Below are 20796 nucleotides of genomic sequence, written 5' to 3'. Positions count from 1 at the left end.
TTTTACCAAGTAGGCAGTAGGCAATCTACTTCACAATAACGAGAAACTTCGTAGTACTCCGGCGACTTTTGGGTCGGTTTGAGCCAACTCGCGTAGCGCATTTACCAGTCTTGTCATTCTGGAACCCTGTTCATGTTGGATTTCCAGATCGTGGTGCAGTTCGTTTTCGATTCGATCCAGCCGTTGTTCCAGTGGTTTAAGTGCGGTTTTTCTATCCCAGACGATAAAACCAATTAACCCGAAGATACCGGCAATGATGACGAGCATCAAATTCCAGATTTTATCAAACTGTTTGTCCATTTGGTCAAAGCGCTGATTGGTCTGCTTTTCCATGGCGTCAAACCGCTGATTGGTCTGTTTTTCCATGGCGTCAAACCGCTCTTTGGTCTGTTTCTCCATCATGTCAAAGCGTTGGTCTATTGCTTCAAAGCGTTGGTCTATTGCTTCAAAGCGTTGGTTTACTGCTTCAAAGCGTTGATTTACAGTATCAAAGCGTTGGTTTACCGCTCCTATCTCAGTTTTTATGGTCGCTTTGATTTCCGCCAGTGATTCAATAATTTCCCTGTCGCTGATTCGTGGTGCCACCTCGACCGCTTGGGTGCTATTGGCAAATACGAGTAGCAAAATGACAACTGTTCTGAACATTTTTCGTTCCTGATGTGCGTTATTAGTGGGCAGTGGGTAGTAGTCAGTAGTCAGTAGTCAGTAGTCAGTAGTCAGTAGTCAGTAGTCAGTAGTCAGTAGTCAGTAGTCAGTAGTCAGTAGTCAGTAGTCAGTAGTCGGCTATTTTAGCTGGTGCCGTGTTCTGTCAACTGCAAACTGATTACTGCCCTCTACTTCGCAATAAACATATCTGCTAGTTTCAGTACGGTGACAATTAACGCAATAATACCTATCGACCAGCGCATATTGGTGTTAATCGCTTGGCTGATTTTGAGTTCAATGTCTTTCTTAAAGCCCTGCATCTGCTCTTCAAAGAGATCCAAGCGATTGTTTACATTGGTTTCTAGGAGCTTGAACTCTCCTCGTAAGCTATTGAAATCACCTTTCAAATCACTAAACTCATCTTTAAGGCTAGCGACATCAGCTGTGACTTCATCCAGTTTTTCATCCAAATGGTTGATGTGGTTGTATTGCGATTTAAGCAGGAGTGTGTTGATATCATTCTGCTGTAACCCCTCTCCCCGACTAAAGCGCTCTTCAATCTCTTTGATTCGCGGGCTAATCATCTCGATTAGCATGTCATCGACTTTGGTTTTGTTCATTGTCTCTTTTTCACCTTGTTTCCACACATCCAAATCTTCAGATCGCATTCGACTAAAGACTAAAAGACTACCGACCCTCTCCTTCTACCTCTGCTTTGAGTGCCTCAATCTCCGCTTTTAACGCCTCATACTCCACCATCTTGCGCTTTAAAAAGCGTTGGGTGAGCGATACCTTCTCGGCAATCCCCTGCGGGGTCAGCAGATAGACATACTTTAGCTTATTTTGACTCTTCTGAAAGTTCTCCATCTTGACAAAACCCTTATCGATAAGGGCGTTAAGACAGTAGTTAACCCCGCCGAGGCTCATACCCACCTGTTCGGCTAACTCGCGCTGGGTTAGGGTCGGGTTCTGCTCTAACAGACGCAACAGGCGAAAATGGTTATCTTCCTGACGACTATGCTGACGATTGGCCATAAACATTAATATCCGTTTAATTTAACCACTTTAGGTACGCTACCGTCCTTCTGTGTCTCGTTCAGAGTGAGTCGGGGGTGTTGATTTTGGTTCATTGCCGAACAAGTATAACTGCTTTTGGGGGCTGCTGTCGCTATATTTTTTAGTGGGCAGTGGGCAGTGGGCAGTGGGCAGTGGGCAGTGGGCAGTGGGCAGTGGGCAGTGGGCAGTGGGCAGTGGGCAGTGGGCAGTGGGCAGTGGGCAGTGGGTAGTGGGTAGTGGGTAGTGGGTAGTGGGCAAAAACAAGTTTTTGGAGTTGCGGTTCGCTGTCAACTTGGGATTGTCGCTATTTGCAAAATGCTTCGCTATTAACGAAATACATCCTCTATTGTTTGCGCATCAAGAATATTACCAGCCCATTGTTCCAGCTGTGTCATATCCGCTTCCCCTATGTTGTGTAACATCTGTTCCGATAGTACATAATATTTCCTAGTAACCATATGTTTAGTCATAAGTCATCAATTTATTTAAGTCGACTTTGTAAGGATGTCATTTCTAAAATTTGCTCCAGGGTCTGTTGTAACGGCTCTGTGTACGCTATGACGGTCTCCCCCTGAGTGTCAAGATACCCTGAGACCACCCCTGATGAGAAATGAATGTAGAATCAGGGGGGCAACAGAGGAGATACACGATGCCCAAAGATACTACCGTTTTACCCTCCAACGAGGTTACCGACCCCGATGAAGAGAAGCGCTCCTACCGCAAATTTAGTGAGGAAGAGAAGCTTCGGATCCTAGCAGAAGCAGAGCAGTGCAAGGAGCCGGGTCAGCTAGGCGAGCTGCTGCGCAAAGAGCAGATCTACAGCTCCCATCTGACCAAATGGCGCCGACAACTGCAAGCACAGGGGCAGGCTGGCCTGAAAGGGAAACAGAGTGGTCGCAAACCGAGCCTAGACAAGCGAGATAAGGAGATAGAGCGTTTAAAGAAGGAAATTCAGCGTCTTAGCCAACGGTTACAGCAGACCGAAGGGGTGATTGCGCTCCAAAAAAAAGCCTTCAGCTTATTGGAGCAGATGAACACAGAGATAAGCTTATGAGATTAGTTGAAAAAGAGTGCCCCAGTTCGGTGAGCATAAGAGCCGCTTGCGATAGCCTAGCGCTCTCGCGTGCAGGCTACTACCGCCGACAGGCTCCGGTTGTCTCCCCCCGAGCGAGCCTTCCAAGACCCGTCGCAGCCAATGCGCTGAGTGAGGCAGAGAGGCAAGCCGTTCTGGGGCTTTTGAACAGCGAACGATTCTATGACCAACCTCCGGCAGAGATCTATGCTAGCCTGCTGGATGAAGGGAAATATTACTGTTCAATCAGTACGATGTATCGGATCCTTCGTGCTAATCAACAGACGGGAGAGCGGCGAGCTCAAAAACCGGCCAAATCACACGCTATCCCCCGATTACGGGCGACCCGACCGAATGAGGTTTGGACATGGGATATCACTAAGCTTCCCACCACAGAGCAGGGTAACTTCTTGAATCTCTATGTGGTGATGGATCTCTACAGCCGTTTTATTGTGGCTTGGATGGTCTCAAGGAAGGAGAATAGTGAGCTCTCCAAGCTGTTAATCAGTGACGCAGCGGCTCGCTATCGGGTCGCGCTCAGTGGCTTAACACTGCATCAGGATAGAGGTGTGCCGATGACCGCCAGAGGCTATCTCGACTTGATGGCCGAACTGGGGATCACCTGCTCCCACAGCCGTCCACGAGTCAGTAACGACAATCCGTTTAGCGAGAGTCAATTTAAAACACTCAAGCAACAACCCGATTATCCTCAACGATTTACAGGAGTTGACCATGCCAGAATATGGTTTAGTGACTATGTTGACTGGTACTGTTTCCACCACCACCATCGAGGGATTGCGTGGTTCACTCCAGAGCAGGTATTTACCGGTCGTTACAAGGAGGTTAGCGAGCAGCGTGAACAGGCGCTGAAGCAGGCCTATCAGCAGCATCCGAAACGCTTTATTCATGGTGAGCCCAAGGTTAAGCAACCCCCTACTGAGGTATGGATTAACCCCGCTCTACCGGAGGAGGGGGTGGGGTCGCTGGAGGTCAACTATCCAACCCTGAATAGAGCGAAGGAGAGATGAGTGACGGTGCCGCTAGTGGGTCTATCGTCGATGGCTTTAGCCGGTTGTGGTGGCTGAATGACAGAGCGTTATCCATAGCCCGCCCCCCGGAGACCCCCTTATTATCGTAGGGGGGCGGGCTGTGGGTAACGCGGTGCAGGAGGGAGGTTCCTAGATTAGGGGTTGCAGTTCGCCTTGCAGCTCCCCCTTGCTGAAGGGCTTGGCTCTTGCGGCAAAGGGCCATGAGGGTCATGTTCGCTCCTTGTTGCGTCATGACTCAACATAGGCGAAATTTGCCGGTGAGGGCAGTGGCAATCACCGGCTAGATTTAGAGCTTTATTTTTTTAACAACTGGTCTCAAATTGCTTGACAGCTTCCGCTCCCAAACCATTATAAGATCCACTCCAAGATATTCATGTGCCAATATATTGCGCATTCCTGAAATTTGATGCCATGAAATCTCAGGTCTCTGCTGGCTAAGTTCATTGATTCCATAGTCCTTCAGGGCCTGCCCTATAATCTCAAGATTTCGAATCACTGCATCCTGAGTTTTTCGATCTGCAAGAAATTCATTTTGTGTGTATCCGTCTGTATATTCCTGTATAAGCTCGATGCTTTCGAGTGCTGCAGCAATATATATTGCCCGATCTTTCATAATTGCTGAGCATCGCCGAGTATCTGCTGGCGTAGATATTTGTTCAGCGATCTTGAGCTAACCACATCTACCTTACGCTCCAATATTGTAGTTAGTCTTTCTGTTAGGTTTATCTGATCAATCAGGGTTGATCCAGGCAGAAAATCAACCAATAAATCGATATCGCTATATGCGCTTTCTTCACCCCTCACTACTGAACCAAAAAGCCTGACATTAACAGCATGACACTGTTCTGCAATAGTCACTATTTCAGACTTATGCTGTTGTAAAATGTCGTATAACTGGGTCATAGCAGTTTTCAGTTTTCAGTTTTCAGTTTTCAGTTTTCAGTTTTCAGTTTTCAGTTTTCAGTTTTCAGTTTTCAGTTTTCAGTTTTCAGTTTTCAGTTTTCAGTTTTCAGTTTTCAGTTTTCAGTTTTCAGTTTTCAGTTTTCAGTTTTCAGTTTTCAGTTTTCAGTTTTCAGTTTTCAGTTTTCAGTTTTCAGTTTTCAGTTTTCAGTTTTCAGTTTTCAGTTTTCAGTTTTCAGTTTTCAGTTTTCAGTTTTCAGTTTTCAGTTTTCAAAACTATTTTTGATGCTTTTTCTGAGTCCTGCAAGCATGGCCGAGATTTCTTGAGTTTCGTTGATCCATGGATTGCCTTTGGGGATGTAGCCTATCTCTATCCCTATGTAGATTTGAGTTCTCAGTTCTGCGCAGCTCCCTTTGGCGATATCGAGAAAGTGTGCTTTTTCTTTATTGCTGCTTCGCTCCATACCCTCTGCAATGTTTGATGGTATCGATAGTCCGGAACGAGTTATTTGATCTTTGAAACCATAGTCGCGACTCTCTGCAAAGTGTTTGTAGATTTCAGCACTGAGCCGGGCAGAGCGTTTCCAAACTTCCAGGTCTTCGAATCTCATTTGCGATTAATATGCAATCTGTTTACCGCAATGCTTTAACTTCTTCAGGCATCAGTCCGGTTATCGCTGCGATCTCGTTGTCACTATCCATCATATGAATGAGTTTTCGTGCGATTAAAACAGCTTTGTGATGCTCCCCTTCTGCATGACCTTCTGCATGACCTTCATCCCATGCGGTATCGACGACATTTTTGAGGTCTCGGTAGTATTTCAGGCTGCTTTCGTAGGCTTCGCGCTCTTCGGGTTGGAATCGGGCGATTTGTGCTTGTTCAAACAGTCGCTCAAACACTTTTTCCCGGAGTCTGGGCGGTATCTCTTCCAGTTCGTGAAGGTGGCGAAAGAGGTAGAACCATTTCTCCTGCAAGGTATCCAGCTCTTGTTCCGTTTTTTTGAAGTTCGGGAGCGTTAGGTAGATAAATGTCAGTTTGTCGTAGAAGATTTGGTTGTGCTGGTTTTTTAGTTGGACGTGATGGATTACCTGTTTGTGTTCTTTTTCATTGTGTTTGTCTTCGTCAAAGATGAAGTCGAGGATGCCGATGGTGTAGACCGCTGCCAGTTTGAAGTCCCACTCTCCTTTTTGAGCTTGTTGTTGAATAGGAAAGGTGGCGTAATAGAGACTGCGATCCTTGAAGTAGTTCTGTTTCGCTTTTTGCAGTTCGACGATGAAGTGGTCGCCGTTGCTACTGGTGCAGTTGAGGTCGAAAATTGCTTTTCTATCAAGCGCACTCATTCCTTGCTGTTCGTTTTTGCTGAATGTTAGGTCGGCTATATGGTGTTTTTCCGGCAAAAGTGTATTCAGAAAACTAATAAGGTTCGGTTTGCTCTGCTCTTCGCCAAAGATCTTTTTGAAGCCGAAGTCGGTGAAGAGGTTGATGTAGCGGTCTTTCATTCTTTCTAAGTGGGCAGTGGGCAGTGGGCAGTGGGCAGTGGGCAGTGGGCAGTGGGCAGTGGGCAGTGGGCAGTGGGCAGTGGGCAGTGGGCAGTGGGCAGTGGGCAGTGGGCAGTTTTTAGCTAGAAATCTTAGCTGTCAACTGCAAACTGATCTGGTCTTGTTCATTGTCTCTTTTTCACCTTGTTTCCACACATCCGAATCTTCAAATCACATTCGACTCCCGACTACCGACCCTCTCCTTCCACCTCTGCCTTGAGTGTCTCAATCTCCGCTTTTAACGTCTCATACTCCACCATCTTGCGCTTTAAAAAACGTTGGGTGAGCGATACCTTCTCGGTAATTCCCTGCGGCGTTAGTAGATAGACATACTTTAGTTTATTTTGACTCTTCTGAAAGTTCTCCATCTTGACAAAACCCTTATCGATAAGGGCGTTAAGACAGTAGTTAACCCCGCCGAGATTCATACCAACCTGTTCGGCTAACTCGCGCTGGGTTAGGGTCGGGTTCTGCTCTAACAGGCGCAATAGGCGAAAATGGTTATCTTCCTGACGACTATGCTGACGATTGGCCATAAACATTAATATCCGTTTAATTTAACCACTTTAGGCACGCTACCGCCCTTCTGTGTCTCGTTCAGAGTGAGTAGGGGGTGTTGATTTTGGTTCATTGCCGAACAAGTATAACTGCTTTTGGGGTTGCTGTCGCTATATTTTTTAGTGTGCGGGTTGTTATTGATTAGTCATTGTGTTTTTTGAGCGGTGGGTAGTATGCCTGACCCGTTATCTCGCCAGAATCGGCAACAAAACTGCTCTTTGTCACTATCATTCAGGAACTCTACCTCGGGATAATTTTTTTCGATTCGTCTTATACCACTCCCCAGACCACTGTAGGGCAATAGATATTGCCCGATGGAGTTTAGGATAGGGTTTCGATGAATCGATAGCCCGCTTCGGATCTTGTCTACAGTGAGCGAGTTAGGGAGTTTTCCCGGGCTGATTATTTCAAGACGATTAGTAAACAGTAGCACTTTTATCGTCGAGTTAATGTAGTAATCCCGATGGATCAGTGCGTTTATGATCGCCTCTATTAAGCAGATTTCCGGGATCTCGAGCTCTCCGGGACTATTGAAGCGGTTACCGTTTTGTCTTCGCTGTAGTGAACTTTTAATAAAGTTAAGGGTCTGGCTATAGAGTGAAGAGAGCGTGCCATAGAAGTTGTCGCGTGACAGGTAGTATTCACTACTGATGTCATTGCCATCTATATGGACACACTGCACATAAAACGATCTGCTTAATCGCTGCGGCACCTTACCAAACAGTAAATTTCCCGCTAGGGTTATCTCATTATTTTTAATCAAATCAAGATTTTCACAGACAGTGGTCAGCGCTATCCGTTCGGCTACCAAATCCTGATAGATGGGATTATCTCTTTTTTCCAGAAACTGATAGATGAGTTCACTGTTCAGATCACCCATTGTACTGCCATTTATCACCGACTCATCAGCCGATAAGCCGCCACTTTCGGCGAAGAGGCGTTTTAACTCTTCGGGCGACATTTTACGTTTATCGGCACCAGATTTGGTTAAATAGTGTCCACTGCTGGTGGCATAGGGTCTGGCGCTCCCTTTGCGAACCCTGATTATGAGGATCTGTTTTCCAGATAGCTGTTCCAGTTGCACCAACGGATAGATCGGCGGTTTAATGTTTTCATTGGCAGTATTGGAGATGAGTTGATTCAATCGGTGAATATCTTCTGAGGTTACGCCTATAATCTCACCGTTATCGCCAATCCCTACCAGTATGACTCCGCCTTCGGCATTAGAGAAGGCAACCATCTCTTCTGCCAGCTTTTTCGAATCGTGAATGTTGGCCTTATATTGGGTAAAACTATCTTCGCCTTGAGCAATTAGCTCGGCAATATCGCCGTAGTTATCACTCATCTATCGTTATTAGCCATTGGACGGGGTTCAGTGGGCAGTGGGCAGTGGGTAGTGGGCAGTGGGTAGTGGGTAGTGGGTAGTGGGTAGTGGGTAGTGGGTAGTGGGTAGTGGGTAGTGGGTAGTGGGTAGTGGGTAGTGGGTAGTGGGCAGTTTTTAGCTAGATTCCTTAGCAGTCAACTGCAAACTGCAAACTGCAAACTGCAAACTGCAAACTGCCAACTGCCAACTGTAAATAACAAATTTCTTGAACTTAGCTCACGCTATTTTAAGAATACCGACAATTAGCGCCATTGACGCGGCTAACATCAACCCTAGCCGAATCGTCAATGAGTACTCAAGCTCTTTTAGCTTCATATCAAAATGTTCTTTGCTAACTAACTGCTCTTCAATCAGCTTTTTCTGTTCCGACGCAAAAAGTTCCGCTTGCTCTTCGGTAAAGCCAACAGATTGAAGCTTTTTTACATATTGATGAGTATCAAAGGTCATTGTGCTCATTAATCATCACTCCTTGGTCAATACCTTCGCCAAAAAAATGAGGAGGGCGAGGGGCTAAGGTGATAAGCTTAAGTGACGAAACAACAAGCGAACACCGGAGCCCCAGCCCATGCCAGACATTATGCTACTTTTAACCTGTTTAAGCTACGAGTTAGGAAAAACAAATCAGCGTCGTTTAGTTCGAATCGCTGAAGCGATGCTGTCGATGACAGGCCGAGTCACCATGTTGGGACTTTCGCGTTAGAGCGGTCGAGGGGGGAGTTATCGTACACTTCAGCGTTTTTTTCATAGCACGATTAATTGGCCACAACTGAATTGGTCGCTGTTTCAGAGTCATCTTTCAGGAGAGGATACAGAATGGGTGATGGCTGCGGATGAGGTTGTGGTCACGAAATCGGGTAAAAAAACGTATGGCTTGGAACGATTTTTTTCTTCAATATATGGCAAGACGGTACCCAGATTGTGCTTTTTCAGTCTATCGCTTATTAATGTAAAGCGACGAAGTTCGCACCCGATGCTGCTAGAGCCGATTATAAAAGAGGCAGCGGCGAGTTGTCCTAAAGGAACGAGTAGCGTTAAAGAAAAAAAGAGCGGTCGTCCGAAAGGGAGTAGCAATCGAAACCTTAAAGAAGTCCCTGAGTGTCAAGATACCCTGAGACCACCCCTGATGAGAAATGAATGTAGAATCAGGGGGGCAACAGAGGAGATACACGATGCCCAAAGATACTACCGTTTTACCCTCCAACGAGGTTACCGACCCCGATGAAGAGAAGCGCTCCTACCGCAAATTTAGTGAGGAAGAGAAGCTTCGGATCCTAGCAGAAGCAGAGCAGTGCAAGGAGCCGGGTCAGCTAGGCGAGCTGCTGCGCAAAGAGCAGATCTACAGCTCCCATCTGACCAAATGGCGCCGACAACTGCAAGCACAGGGGCAGGCTGGCCTGAAAGGGAAACAGAGTGGTCGCAAACCGAGCCTAGACAAGCGAGATAAGGAGATAGAGCGTTTAAAGAAGGAAATTCAGCGTCTTAGCCAACGGTTACAGCAGACCGAAGGGGTGATTGCGCTCCAAAAAAAAGCCTTCAGCTTATTGGAGCAGATGAACACAGAGATAAGCTTATGAGATTAGTTGAAAAAGAGTGCCCCAGTTCGGTGAGCATAAGAGCCGCTTGCGATAGCCTAGCGCTCTCGCGTGCAGGCTACTACCGCCGACAGGCTCCGGTTGTCTCCCCCCGAGCGAGCCTTCCAAGACCCGTCGCAGCCAATGCGCTGAGTGAGGCAGAGAGGCAAGCCGTTCTGGGGCTTTTGAACAGCGAACGATTCTATGACCAACCTCCGGCAGAGATCTATGCTAGCCTGCTGGATGAAGGGAAATATTACTGTTCAATCAGTACGATGTATCGGATCCTTCGTGCTAATCAACAGACGGGAGAGCGGCGAGCTCAAAAACCGGCCAAATCACACGCTATCCCCCGATTACGGGCGACCCGCCCGAATGAGGTTTGGACATGGGATATCACTAAGCTTCCCACCACAGAGCAGGGTAACTTCTTGAATCTCTATGTGGTGATGGATCTCTACAGCCGTTTTATTGTGGCTTGGATGGTCTCAAGGAAGGAGAATAGTGAGCTCTCCAAGCTGTTAATCAGTGACGCAGCGGCTCGCTATCGGGTCGCGCTCAGTGGCTTAACACTGCATCAGGATAGAGGTGTGCCGATGACCGCCAGAGGCTATCTCGACTTGATGGCCGAACTGGGGATCACCTGCTCCCACAGCCGTCCACGAGTCAGTAACGACAATCCGTTTAGCGAGAGTCAATTTAAAACACTCAAGCAACAACCCGATTATCCTCAACGATTTACAGGAGTTGACCATGCCAGAATATGGTTTAGTGACTATGTTGACTGGTACTGTTTCCACCACCACCATCGAGGGATTGCGTGGTTCACTCCAGAGCAGGTATTTACCGGTCGTTACAAGGAGGTTAGCGAGCAGCGTGAACAGGCGCTGAAGCAGGCCTATCAGCAGCATCCGAAACGCTTTATTCATGGTGAGCCCAAGGTTAAGCAACCCCCTACTGAGGTATGGATTAACCCCGCTCTACCGGAGGAGGGGGTGGGGTCGCTGGAGGTCAACTATCCAACCCTGAATAGAGCGAAGGAGAGATGAGTGACGGTGCCGCTAGTGGGTCTATCGTCGATGGCTTTAGCCGGTTGTGGTGGCTGAATGACAGAGCGTTATCCATAGCCCGCCCCCCGGAGACCCCCTTATTATCGTAGGGGGGCGGGCTGTGGGTAACGCGGTGCAGGAGGGAGGTTCCTAGATTAGGGGTTGCAGTTCGCCTTGCAGCTCCCCCTTGCTGAAGGGCTTGGCTCTTGCGGCAAAGGGCCATGAGGGTCATGTTCGCTCCTTGTTGCGTCATGACTCAACATAGGCGAAATTTGCCGGTGAGGGCAGTGGCAATCACCGGCTAGATTTAGAGCTTTATTTTTTTAACAACTGGTCTCAAATTACTTGACAGCTTCCGAAGTCGAGTTATCTCCTTATTTGCAGTTTGCAAAAGGATTGATAAATCAGGTATTAACGCGGATCAATGGCCGGGTTTTAATCCGCTATTTTGTTTTCGATGGCGCATTTGGACACAATAACGCCCTGCAAATGGTTCAACAATTGAAATTACACCTCATCTCAAAGCTACGCTGCAATTCAGCACTTTATCTCCCCTATGACGGTCCCTACAGTGGCCGAGGCCGGCGACGCAAATAGGGTGAACGGCTTGATTATCGCAACCTGCCACAAGCCTATCTCAAAAGCACATCGACTGAAGACCATATTCGAACGGATATCTATCAGATGCCTGTTTTCCACAAGACATTTGCCGATTTACTGAATGTTGTAATCATTGTCAAAACGAATCAAATGAGTAGTGCACACTCTCATGTCATTCTCTTCAGCAGTGATGTGGAATTAGGCTATGAGAAGTTGGTTGACTACTACCGACTCAGATTCCAAATTGAGTTCAATTTTCGGGATGCCAAGCAGTACTGGGGACTGGAAGATTTTATGGCCGTCAAACAAACACCAGTTTACAACAGTGCTAATCTTGCGATGCTGATGGTTAACCTCTCTTATATATTACGCCAGACCATGCGTGAAGAGTGTCCAGACTTCAGTGTGAACGATCTCAAAGCGCAGTTCAGAGGGCGCCAATATGTCTTGGAAGCTTTAAACTTGCTTCCAGAAATGCCGGATGCGGTTATTATTGACCAAATTATTCAGCAGGCGGCTAATAGAGGCCGTATTAATCAGATACCTAAGGCTGCCTAGCATGAATAATTTTGGCGAAGGTATTGGTAGAGCATCATAATAAAATACAGCACAAATTCAGCGTAAACGACTTGCAATGCATCTCGGGGTTCATGTTGAGATTCGTTCTACACCCTAACCTTCTTGCTTTATTTCAGTTTATATATTTGCGTATATCCGGTACGGGAGTTGTGGCTGTGCTGTGTAGTATATCAGTTATGCGACATTGGTAGTGAAGTTCTAATTTTTCTTTTTCTGACTTACTGATTAAGGCGCTACTGACGACAAAGGCTTTCTCGTTAAGATCACCTGACATCTGCCGAATGACCATTTGTTTAATCTGCCTATATTCGGGTCTATGATTTTTAACATAAGCAATTTGTTCAAATGCGTGTTCTATATCTCTGCCTTTTAATTCTATCAGGCTGATTACATCGCTATTTTGTGATGCTAATATAAACACTCCATCGCATTTTGTTTGGTTATCCGTAAAAACACAACCATCTAAAACTACGGCTACAAGTTTTTCACCGAGTTTGGTAGAGTGCCGCACTTTAATGCCATTTTCTGAGAACTGATTTACACCATCGCACAAACCAAGGCTATGGCCCATTCGATTACAAACGCAGTGTTGAAATGGAGCAATATTCATTGCTTCAAACCCCATTCCAAATCACGCATTTGCTCATAGACCGCATTCATTTCATTCCAACTGGCAATAAGCTTATCATCCAGCAATCCTGTTTCTTGGTCTAATATAGATTCAACTTGTTGGTTTTGAATTAGATAAGCCTTGATTTGCTGGCCAGCGAGCGGTTCGATTTTTTTTATCGCGTTATTTTGCGAGCTTTGATCAAGAAATTTTGCAATTTGCGATCGTTTCAGATTGTTGTTTATCGATTCAACAATATAAGGGCTATGTGTCGTTAAAATAAACTGGGTATTTGGGAAGGTGCGCAATAAATCCCCTACCACCTTTATTTGCCAGACAGGGTGCAGGTGCAAATCGACCTCATCAATCATCACAATCGATTCTTCTGCTAATGGGTTAGATGACTCAGGATTTGCCATCGCCATGCGGGCGCTGAGGTCAATCACTAAACCTAATAAGGTCTTATAACCATCACTGAGCTGGTCGATGTTCAAAAATTGACCATGTTGATTTATAACAAACTGCAATGGATTGGTTTCGATGTGTGGCTCAGACAAATCCGGGAACATTTTGCCAATGGCTTGGCGCACGGTTTTAAGCTCTGGCAAAGCGACATCAAAACTCTGCTGTTTTTTTTGTAGCCGGAGTTCTTCGTGTTCTTTGTTATAAAACCAAATAAAAGCGGATTTGAATCGGCTGTCAGATTGGAACGCACCTGCCAAGGCATCAAAACGCGTATAGGTTTTTGGAAAGCCTTTTCGAGTGAGGGGCGGGTTAAGTAGGGCTCGACTTACACCATAAGACACAATAACTGGTAATCTGAAAGCCTGGCGACGGTTATACGGTTCAACAATAGTTTGATCTAAAAATTGCTCTAAATGCTTCTGCCCAATCATTTTAGGCAATAGCTTTGCTGTTGAACGGTTTTGATCACGCTTAACCATTCGATCCCACTTCACACCATTGAATGCTTCAATCTGAATACGCGTATAAGGGGCGATGCGGTTTTCAAAAATTCGGGGATCAGTTTTCTTAAAAGAAATACCTGATACATTTGGCAAATAGGTGACAACTGCTCCAAAACCGACCGATATGGCATCAATGATACTGGTTTTACCTGAACCATTTTCGCCCATCAACAGCGTCAAGCGCTGGCCTAATTCAAGTCTTAAGTGCTCGATCGCACGAAAGTTTTCCAAGGTAACATGGCTAAGTTTCATGGCATTGCTTTTATCATAAATTATATTCTTTAGGCACGGATGTTTATAATTTTAAATTCTAAACGGGCTCATTCATGACAATACCCGCCGGCGGAGTTTTGGTTGCTTTGTCTTTTGACTTAAACGACTTTCCGACGCCATCGCGTCTGAAGTCGAACATATTCATTTCAAATGTGTTAATCGCTACTTGGTGATTGCCGCTTGAGTGGGCAATGAGTCGATGGTGACGGTTTTTATAGGGCGCCATAGCGTAAGAACCACCAAATTCACCAGTATTCACCAGTACTACAGGCTGATACATATGGTAGTGCAATGCCTCAACCATAGAATCAAATGAATTTACATCCATATTGAGTGCAGGAATCAATAATGCATTGGATTTATCGGCGAGATCGGCACTAAGTTTAATATCGGTAGCATCATAACAAATGGCGCTGGTTAGTTTAAAACCATCTGTTTGCGGAAACTGCGAATGCATTAACTCAAGCATAAACTGATAGGGTCGCCACGATTGTATGCCAACTTCGCGCTCATTTTCCATCATGTGAAATTTACCTTGGTAGCGAATCAATTCGTTTTGATTACCGTTATGTTTTTTCGGCACTATCCACACCGCACGGTTATTTGGGCCTTTTATACCCTGTTGACGCTCAAAACCTATGCCGGCCAATAAAATCGCATGAGTCTTTTGTGCAAGGTGTTTGAGAATATCCATGTCCTCAGGATGCACAGAAAGCTCCGGCCAAATAATCAAATCTATATGATGTTTTTTATTGTCTTTATCACTGGCATTGGTTCGCTGGGCTTCGATATGCTTTAACACTAATTGCGCAACACGCGCGACATGTCTGCGGTGTTTGACGCGATATTGCGGTGCATCCAGTAGCAGGCCTGCCTTTGCAAAATCGGCTTTGTGCGGTAGCTTGGATTGCACCATCGCAATAGTTAAGTTGGTTTTGTCTTGCCAATCAGGCTGAATGGTTTCTATAAATGTTGGCATTTGTGAAAGCTGACAATAGCTGTTTTTAAGCTTTGTAAGTCGTTCATTAACTAATTTTGAAATATTCTCAAGCGAGAGTTCCGGCCATTCAAAAGCTTGATCATTAACCCGAATCCCCGGCCATTTGAGCAGTTTGCTGAGCAAGGTCGTCAGCCAGCTTGAAAAAGCTGCCGCTTCACCTGCCAACGATTGCGGCGTGGTGAATAATCCAAATTGGCGTTTATATCGGGTTGATTTAATCCCGCGATAGCCGACTTTTGGTTCAAAGACCTGCCCAAAACCGGTAACATCAGCCGATCCTGTAAGTGCAGCACGAATCACTGAAGCGATATTCTGCAATAGGCGTTGTTGATGTTCGGATTTTAAATGACTAGCCTGTTCAAAAACCGAATTCCGAAAGTTAACTGTGACTTCTAGTGCATGATCAAAGCACGCATATTTGGGTGGATCGCTATAACCGCACGAAAAAGCCACTTTAGTAAGCGCCAAATCAATTGCCTGATTTTCTTTGCCTGCGTGAATCTCATCTTGGCTATCAGCTTGTTTTTTCAATAACGCCTGCATAAGTTTAAGCGCCATGATTTCATTGGCGAATGGATTGTCTTCACGGCTAATCAACTGCAACAGGCCCATTGGCGAGGTAATTTTATCTAACGACTTTCTAGAAGGCTGGCTGTCTAAATGAAGTTTAGTAACCAGATCCGTGACCTGCTCTTCAAATACCCATTTACTCTTTAATGCACGCGCACTTTTAACGTGGTTCTTGACCAAAGCCATATCGTGATAGGCGATATATTTTAGAGTTTGAAATGGCGATATATTTTCATATATTACATTATTGAAAATAGAATTAACCGCTCTAACTAAAGGTTTTCGATCTTCGATTAACTGACTTGCGATAATGATGCAATGCGCAAGTTGTTTTGAATCAATGGTAACAGGTAGGGTAATTTTTCTAAAGCCTTTAGCCAGTTTGAAAATCAAATCCTGTTCAAAATCCCCGCAAGACGCTTCTAAAACCGTATCCAAACGCACAAGCAATAAAAATCGCGCCTGTTGTTCCAAAAGCCAATTAATGCGGTCTTTTGTGTCGGTATATTGCACCGCGCAATCTTGCAGTTTCTCAAAATACCCCTCCACATCCGCTTGCGCCGGAAAGGATTGGCGATCCTTTTTGTGAATCACGGTGGCTGAATGGCGGAAAACTTCTGATAACAAATAGCGTATAACGGCTTGTTGTTTTTTTAATTCAACTTGGCCACCAGACATGGCTAAAATCGCATCAAACTGTTCTAACACGGGTTCCAATAACTTTGGACTTGGAAACAACTCTAACCCCTTTTTAAGCAACAGCACCAAAGATGGATCACGACTCCACACCGCAATCAAGCGCCGCGCCATGCGCTCTTGTAGATAATCCCAATCGCGGGGAACCGCTTGATTATGTTCATCGACTTCGTGTACCGTGAAATGGCGTAGGGTATTTAGCATTCTTGAAATTTTATTAGCAGCAAACCGGCGCAAGGTATCATCGCGCACATCAAAAATGCTCTTTTCAATGTCGGCTAAGCGATTGAGCCTACACTGATGGCCATCTTGTTCGGTATCAATTTGCGTACAAATCGACAATATACTCTCTAGCTGGGTAAGTTGGTCTTGCGCGTCCTCGAACGATACCGGGCCACTCACAGCGCTTTGAATTTCATTCAACTGTTTGGAGATGCCGACCGTTTTACCACGATAAATTTCGACCTTGGTTTTTTTTTCGTTAATTTGCAAATTGAGTTCAAGACTTTCTAGTTTTTGATTAAACCACTTGTTTATAGATGTCTTAATTTCAACAGTCGGATTGATGTGATTGTCTTTGTCTCGTTTAGGTCCTACCAGCACCAAACGCATATCATCAACATAGCGGCAATAGTCGATAAGTTTGATTTTGGTTACACCTTCATTATTCATGTTATGACCAATATACCCAGCCAGCTCTTTATCAAAATCCAGTAAATAGATATTGGCTAAAAATCCACCTGCTACCAAACCTTGTGGAATACCACTCGGATAGTCTTTAATTAAATCAGTTTCGCATACCTCATACGAGTCATTGTTTTCTTTAACCCAATCCCAGTTTTCAAAAGCATTCAGAACCGATGGTACAACTTTCTTCTTTAAATGTTTGTTAGTCTCCATCTCGGCAAACTTTTGAATTTTTTCGATCAACTTTTTTCGATCTACACAATCAAAAAACTGCCTTAAATCCAGTTCAACCAAGTACACCTCTTCATCCGGTGCTTTTTCCGTTAGGTGCCGATTTGCGAAGAAATAGGGACGTTGAAGAAATTTTTGATAATCTTGGAAAAACTTACTATATATCGTGGTCGCGCCATAACTATGCTCGGCTTTTCCATCACGATAGGTGCAATAGATTCGATTGCCATAACTGACAATTCTTTTATCGTGGACTTCTTCATATTCGGTCGCCGGATCACCTTGCTGAGTTTCGATATCATTTGCCAAACACATCATAACTAAGGTCATAATGGTTTGTTCTTTGATGCCAATATGAGCAAGCGGGCGGAGTTTTACGGGATAGTTATAATCTTTATCCGTTCCACTCTTTTGATCTTGTTTAGACTCCATGGTTACTGGCTGCCAATCAAGGCAAGGCTTATTATTACTTGAAATTCTTGACGGCTCAAAATGCCACCCCTGCGTTTTTGGAGCGGGAACCAAATGAAGTGGTTGAAAAATTACATTGCCATCTTTGACTTCATTCGCCCAAACTTCACACACGTCATGCAAATCTAGCGCCGATTTATCCAGTTCAAAATTGTCGGCATACCAATTAGTCGTGCGAATAGTGTTATGCGCTTTTTTCCACGCAAGTGCGATTAAATCGGGATTGGTGAGGTTAGCTGCTGTAATCTCAAGGCTTAACGCTGTAGATTCAAACTCGCTCACAAAAATACCTATCGACCAGCGCATGTTGGTGTTAATCGCTTGGCTGATTTTGAGTTCGATGTTTTTTCAAACACATCCAGGCGGCGGTTTACATTGGCTTCTAGGAGTTTGAACTCTCCTCGTAAGCTATTGAAATCACCTTTCAAATCACTAAACTCACCTTTTAAATCATTAAACTCACCTTTAAGGCTAGCCACATCAGCGGCGACTTCATCTAGCTTTTTATCTAAATGATTGATGTGGTTGTATTGCGATTTTAGTAACAGAGTATTAATATCATCCCGACTTAATCCTTCGCCACGACTAAAGCGCTCTTCAATCTCCTTAATCTGCGGCGATATCATCTCAATTAACATGTCGTCTACTCTGGTCTTGTCCATCGTCTCTTTTTCACCTTAGTTTCCACATATCCAAATCTTCAAATCGCATTCGACTATAGACTACAGACCCTCTCCTTCCACCTCTGCTTTGAGTGCCTCAATCTCCGCTTTTAACGCCTCATACTCCACCATCTTGCGCTTTAAAAAGCGTTGGGTGAGCGATACCTTCTCGGTAAGTCCCTGCGGCGTTAATAGATAGACATACTTTAGCTTATTTTGACTCTTCTGAAAGTTCTCCATCTTGACAAAACCCTTATCGATAAGGGCGTTAAGACAGTAATTAACCCCACCGAGACTCATACTGACCTGTTCGGCTAACTCGCGCTGGGTTAGGGTCGGGTTCTGCTCTAACAGACGCAACAGGCGAAAATGGTTATCTTCCTGACGACTATGCTGACGATTGGCCATAAACATTAATATCCGTTTAATTTAACCACTTTAGGCACGCTACCGCCCTTCTGTGTCTCGTTCAGAGTGAGTAGGGGTGTTGATTTTGGTTCATTGCCGAACGAGTATAACTGCTTTTGGGGTTGCTGTCGCTATATTTTTTAGTGGGCAGTGGGCAGTGAGGGTACGGGGTCAGGTCTAGAATCGAACCTATTTGTCGACTACACTACTCCGCATGACCAGACCCGTACGAATTGAATTTGAAGGCGCACTCTACCATGTCACCTCCCGTGGCGATCGGCGGGAGGCGATTTTTGAAGAGGATGCCGACCGCGTAGCGTTTCTTGATGTTCTTGAAAATGTTATCGAAACCTTCAACTGGGTGTGCCACGCCTGGTGTCTGATGACTAATCATTACCATCTGGTGGTTGAGACGCCAGACGGTAATTTGTCGAAGGGCATGAGGCAGCTTAATGGCGTTTATACCCAGTTGATGAATCGCAAGTATCGTCGTGTAGGTCATCTTTTTCAGGGACGGTATAAAGCGATTCTGGTTGATAGTGATGCCTATCTGCTCGAACTGTCCCGCTATGTCGTGCTGAATCTGGTTCGGGCGGGTATGGTGGAATCCCACGGAGAGTGGCCATGGAGCAGCTATCCAGAGATGATCGGCGCGAGAGATGCGTCCAAATGGTTGGCCACCGACGGTGGCGGCCTATGCAACCGGTGCGTACAGTTACCAACAGATTGCCGATTTTTATGAGGTTCACTTCACCACTATTGGCAAGATACTGCGTAAGGCCAGGAAATCACAGGATACGGGGACTGATGATTAAGACTTGCCAGTCTATAATTCGAGACCTGACCCCGTCTCTTTCCTCACTTCACCCCTCACGCTTCACTTTCTAAAAAAAGGAATAATTGGTTTAGGCAAATTCGCTAAACAAGCCATCATAGGCCTTCTTTGCATCACGGATAGCTTTGTCATTTTCAATAATTTGTTCGGTTCCAACAAACTCTCTGTGACAATTTTGGCAAGATGAAAACACCATCGGCACGCTTAGCGTTGCACCTTTATAGCTGATTTTTTCGTTTGCTTGAGCGGCCACAACCGCTTTACTTTTACAAATTTTACATTCACTCACTTCTGCCTTCCTCTTACGCTCTGGTTTTCGCTACAAATGAAAAGACCCCAAGTCAATCATTAAGCAATCATCCACCAAGCAAAACTTTACATACAATTTATCGGTCGTTTCTTCATCATCAACGCACCTTGTATAACGGAAAATATAATCATCATCTGGTAGACTGCCGTCATCGTAATAGTGAGTTTTACGAAAGTTTGCAGGGCTCAAGTGCATCAAACAATCGATAACATCATTGATGTCATAGCCCAAGTTCGCAATATCTCGCTGCACTTTAAGCCCTCGATATTCAATCCGGCTAGCAATAGCAGCCGTCTTTACATCCTCAAGATTGTACTGAGCCACCCAAACTCCAGATAACCATAATGGTTAGTTTATTACATATGCGATTTAACACAAGAAAATTTGTAACTATTACGGGATAAAAAATTCGCAATGAATCCGCAGTCCCTCACCCGCTTGGCAGAAGAGGCGGGCACAGGGCATAATCGGTTAACCGCCAAGAGTCAAAGGGGGTAAAGAGTACCTTTCTGACAAAACCATCGGCTAGGCACGACATTTGTGCACCTAACACATCTAACCATTAGCAATGATGAATATTCTCGACACTACACTACAATTCGAGACCTGACCCCATTTCTTCCTTATATCTCTATTCCTATGTAAATTTGAGTTCTCAGTTCTGCGCAGCTCCCTTTGGCGATATCGAGAAAGTGTGCTTTTTCTTTATTGCTGCTTCGCTCCATACCCTCTGCAATGTTTGATGGTATCGATAGTCCGGAACGAGTTATTTGATCTTTGAAACCATAGTCGCGACTCTCTGCAAAGTGTTTGTAGATTTCAGCACTGAGCCGGGCAGAGCGTTTCCAAACTTCCAGGTCTTCGAATCTCATTTGGGCACAGAATCATAAGGTCTTAAATCTGCCTTAACCCTCGTTGCGTGCATATACTCAATAACAGCACAGTCTAATGGAACCGCTCGCATACCTGTTCAAATACAGTCAACCAGCAATGGCGATCCGCATCAGTCAGATAAATATCCTCTCGCCATCGCCCCGCGATGTAACATGACTGAATAACCAGTTTGAATCAGA

Annotated in this window: 28 protein-coding genes and 1 pseudogene; 10 read left to right on the top strand and 19 right to left on the bottom strand. The window is 45.2% G+C overall.

Annotated features, from left to right (window positions below):
- Positions 1-30: 30 nt before the first annotated feature.
- The 3 genes from D5085_10605 to D5085_10595 all read right to left on the bottom strand — a co-directional run bounded on the left by D5085_10605 (position 31) and on the right by D5085_10595 (position 1680).
- Positions 31-624 (bottom strand): hypothetical protein, encoded by a 594-nt coding sequence (locus tag D5085_10605; GenBank protein ID QEP43534.1) that lies wholly within the window; start codon positions 622-624, stop codon positions 31-33.
- Between the two features lie 209 nt (positions 625-833).
- Complete coding sequence (locus D5085_10600; protein ID QEP43533.1) at positions 834-1313, bottom strand: hypothetical protein; 480 nt, start codon at positions 1311-1313, stop codon at positions 834-836.
- A 19-nt stretch (positions 1314-1332) separates the two neighbouring features.
- Positions 1333-1680, bottom strand: a complete 348-nt coding sequence (locus tag D5085_10595; protein QEP45132.1) for a MarR family EPS-associated transcriptional regulator — start codon at positions 1678-1680, stop codon at positions 1333-1335.
- Positions 1681-2311: 631 nt separating this feature from the next.
- Here D5085_10595 and D5085_10590 point away from each other — a divergent pair.
- Both D5085_10590 and D5085_10585 read left to right on the top strand, forming a co-directional pair.
- A complete protein-coding gene (locus D5085_10590; GenBank protein ID QEP43532.1) occupies positions 2312-2755 on the top strand; it encodes a hypothetical protein in 444 nt (147 codons plus the stop codon).
- The gene (locus D5085_10585; GenBank protein ID QEP43531.1) at positions 2752-3801 is read left to right on the top strand and encodes an IS3 family transposase; all 1050 of its coding nucleotides are present in this window, start codon (positions 2752-2754) and stop codon (positions 3799-3801) included. Before D5085_10590 ends, D5085_10585 begins: the two co-directional genes overlap by 4 nt.
- A gap of 307 nt (positions 3802-4108) precedes the next feature.
- Here D5085_10585 and D5085_10580 read toward each other — a convergent pair whose 3' ends face one another.
- A complete protein-coding gene (locus tag D5085_10580; protein QEP43530.1) occupies positions 4109-4435 on the bottom strand; it encodes a DUF86 domain-containing protein in 327 nt (108 codons plus the stop codon).
- On the bottom strand, positions 4432-4725 hold the full coding sequence (locus D5085_10575) for a nucleotidyltransferase (GenBank protein QEP43529.1): 294 nt from the start codon (positions 4723-4725) through the stop codon (positions 4432-4434). Before D5085_10575 ends, D5085_10580 begins: the two co-directional genes overlap by 4 nt.
- Here D5085_10575 and D5085_10570 point away from each other — a divergent pair.
- Complete coding sequence (locus tag D5085_10570; GenBank protein ID QEP43528.1) at positions 4706-5008, top strand: hypothetical protein; 303 nt, start codon at positions 4706-4708, stop codon at positions 5006-5008. The two genes, D5085_10575 and D5085_10570, sit on opposite strands and share 20 nt — an antisense overlap.
- On the opposite strand, the gene D5085_10565 is transcribed toward D5085_10570, so the two are convergent.
- Both D5085_10565 and D5085_10560 read right to left on the bottom strand, forming a co-directional pair.
- Entirely contained in the window at positions 4986-5333 is a 348-nt protein-coding gene (locus D5085_10565) for a four helix bundle protein (protein QEP43527.1), read from the bottom strand. The two genes, D5085_10570 and D5085_10565, sit on opposite strands and share 23 nt — an antisense overlap.
- A gap of 22 nt (positions 5334-5355) precedes the next feature.
- Complete coding sequence (locus tag D5085_10560; GenBank protein ID QEP43526.1) at positions 5356-6222, bottom strand: Rpn family recombination-promoting nuclease/putative transposase; 867 nt, start codon at positions 6220-6222, stop codon at positions 5356-5358.
- 16 nt (positions 6223-6238) lie between these two features.
- Here D5085_10560 and D5085_10555 point away from each other — a divergent pair, with 16 nt between their 5' ends.
- Positions 6239-6481, top strand: a complete 243-nt coding sequence (locus D5085_10555) for a hypothetical protein (protein QEP43525.1) — start codon at positions 6239-6241, stop codon at positions 6479-6481.
- Here the strand turns inward: D5085_10555 and D5085_10550 are convergent.
- From D5085_10550 to D5085_10535, 4 genes are all read right to left on the bottom strand, one after another.
- Positions 6450-6797, bottom strand: a complete 348-nt coding sequence (locus D5085_10550) for a MarR family EPS-associated transcriptional regulator (GenBank protein ID QEP45131.1) — start codon at positions 6795-6797, stop codon at positions 6450-6452. The two genes, D5085_10555 and D5085_10550, sit on opposite strands and share 32 nt — an antisense overlap.
- Before the next feature lie 167 nt (positions 6798-6964).
- Complete coding sequence (locus D5085_10545; GenBank protein QEP43524.1) at positions 6965-8164, bottom strand: AAA family ATPase; 1200 nt, start codon at positions 8162-8164, stop codon at positions 6965-6967.
- A 27-nt stretch (positions 8165-8191) separates the two neighbouring features.
- The gene (locus tag D5085_10540) at positions 8192-8314 is read right to left on the bottom strand and encodes an alpha/beta hydrolase (GenBank protein QEP45130.1); all 123 of its coding nucleotides are present in this window, start codon (positions 8312-8314) and stop codon (positions 8192-8194) included.
- A 105-nt stretch (positions 8315-8419) separates the two neighbouring features.
- A complete protein-coding gene (locus D5085_10535) occupies positions 8420-8659 on the bottom strand; it encodes a DUF1640 domain-containing protein (GenBank protein QEP43523.1) in 240 nt (79 codons plus the stop codon).
- Between the two features lie 295 nt (positions 8660-8954).
- Between D5085_10535 and D5085_10530 the strand changes: the two genes are divergently transcribed.
- From D5085_10530 to D5085_10510, 5 genes are all read left to right on the top strand, one after another.
- Positions 8955-9425: a hypothetical protein gene (locus D5085_10530; GenBank protein ID QEP43522.1), complete on the top strand. Its 471-nt coding sequence runs from the start codon at positions 8955-8957 to the stop codon at positions 9423-9425.
- A complete protein-coding gene (locus D5085_10525; protein QEP43521.1) occupies positions 9334-9777 on the top strand; it encodes a hypothetical protein in 444 nt (147 codons plus the stop codon). The genes D5085_10530 and D5085_10525 overlap by 92 nt, the downstream gene beginning before the upstream one ends.
- Positions 9774-10823, top strand: coding sequence for an IS3 family transposase (locus D5085_10520; GenBank protein ID QEP43520.1), 1050 nt, complete (start codon positions 9774-9776; stop codon positions 10821-10823). The genes D5085_10525 and D5085_10520 overlap by 4 nt, the downstream gene beginning before the upstream one ends.
- Positions 10824-11153: 330 nt before the next feature.
- Positions 11154-11420: a hypothetical protein gene (locus D5085_10515; GenBank protein QEP43519.1), complete on the top strand. Its 267-nt coding sequence runs from the start codon at positions 11154-11156 to the stop codon at positions 11418-11420.
- 87 nt (positions 11421-11507) lie between these two features.
- The gene (locus D5085_10510; protein ID QEP43518.1) at positions 11508-11981 is read left to right on the top strand and encodes a hypothetical protein; all 474 of its coding nucleotides are present in this window, start codon (positions 11508-11510) and stop codon (positions 11979-11981) included.
- 133 nt (positions 11982-12114) lie between these two features.
- On the opposite strand, the gene D5085_10505 is transcribed toward D5085_10510, so the two are convergent.
- From D5085_10505 to D5085_10485, 5 genes are all read right to left on the bottom strand, one after another.
- Entirely contained in the window at positions 12115-12612 is a 498-nt protein-coding gene (locus tag D5085_10505; protein ID QEP43517.1) for a hypothetical protein, read from the bottom strand.
- Complete coding sequence (locus D5085_10500; protein ID QEP43516.1) at positions 12609-13832, bottom strand: DUF2813 domain-containing protein; 1224 nt, start codon at positions 13830-13832, stop codon at positions 12609-12611. Before D5085_10500 ends, D5085_10505 begins: the two co-directional genes overlap by 4 nt.
- Before the next feature lie 58 nt (positions 13833-13890).
- Positions 13891-17814 carry a hypothetical protein gene (locus tag D5085_10495; protein ID QEP43515.1) on the bottom strand — a complete coding sequence of 1308 codons (3924 nt, stop codon included), beginning with the start codon at positions 17812-17814 and terminating at the stop codon, positions 13891-13893.
- Positions 17799-18146, bottom strand: a complete 348-nt coding sequence (locus tag D5085_10490; protein QEP43514.1) for a hypothetical protein — start codon at positions 18144-18146, stop codon at positions 17799-17801. The genes D5085_10495 and D5085_10490 overlap by 16 nt, the downstream gene beginning before the upstream one ends.
- Positions 18147-18230: 84 nt before the next feature.
- Positions 18231-18578: a MarR family EPS-associated transcriptional regulator gene (locus tag D5085_10485; protein ID QEP45129.1), complete on the bottom strand. Its 348-nt coding sequence runs from the start codon at positions 18576-18578 to the stop codon at positions 18231-18233.
- 214 nt (positions 18579-18792) lie between these two features.
- On the opposite strand from D5085_10485, the pseudogene D5085_10480 reads away from it, so the two are divergent.
- Positions 18793-19393 (top strand): annotated as a pseudogene (locus D5085_10480) (hypothetical protein).
- A gap of 90 nt (positions 19394-19483) precedes the next feature.
- On the opposite strand, the gene D5085_10475 reads toward D5085_10480, so the two are convergent.
- From D5085_10475 to D5085_10465, 3 genes are all read right to left on the bottom strand, one after another.
- The gene (locus D5085_10475) at positions 19484-19702 is read right to left on the bottom strand and encodes a hypothetical protein (GenBank protein ID QEP43513.1); all 219 of its coding nucleotides are present in this window, start codon (positions 19700-19702) and stop codon (positions 19484-19486) included.
- A gap of 30 nt (positions 19703-19732) precedes the next feature.
- Entirely contained in the window at positions 19733-20047 is a 315-nt protein-coding gene (locus tag D5085_10470; GenBank protein ID QEP43512.1) for a hypothetical protein, read from the bottom strand.
- Positions 20048-20346: 299 nt separating this feature from the next.
- A complete protein-coding gene (locus tag D5085_10465) occupies positions 20347-20595 on the bottom strand; it encodes a four helix bundle protein (protein QEP43511.1) in 249 nt (82 codons plus the stop codon).
- Positions 20596-20796: the final 201 nt, after the last annotated feature.

Source organism: Ectothiorhodospiraceae bacterium BW-2, from assembly GCA_008375315.1.
In the GTDB taxonomy this organism is placed as follows: Bacteria; Pseudomonadota; Gammaproteobacteria; order Thiohalomonadales; family Thiohalomonadaceae; genus BW-2.
Note: the sequence above shows the minus strand (reverse complement) of the source record. Positions and strands in the feature narration are given on the sequence as shown.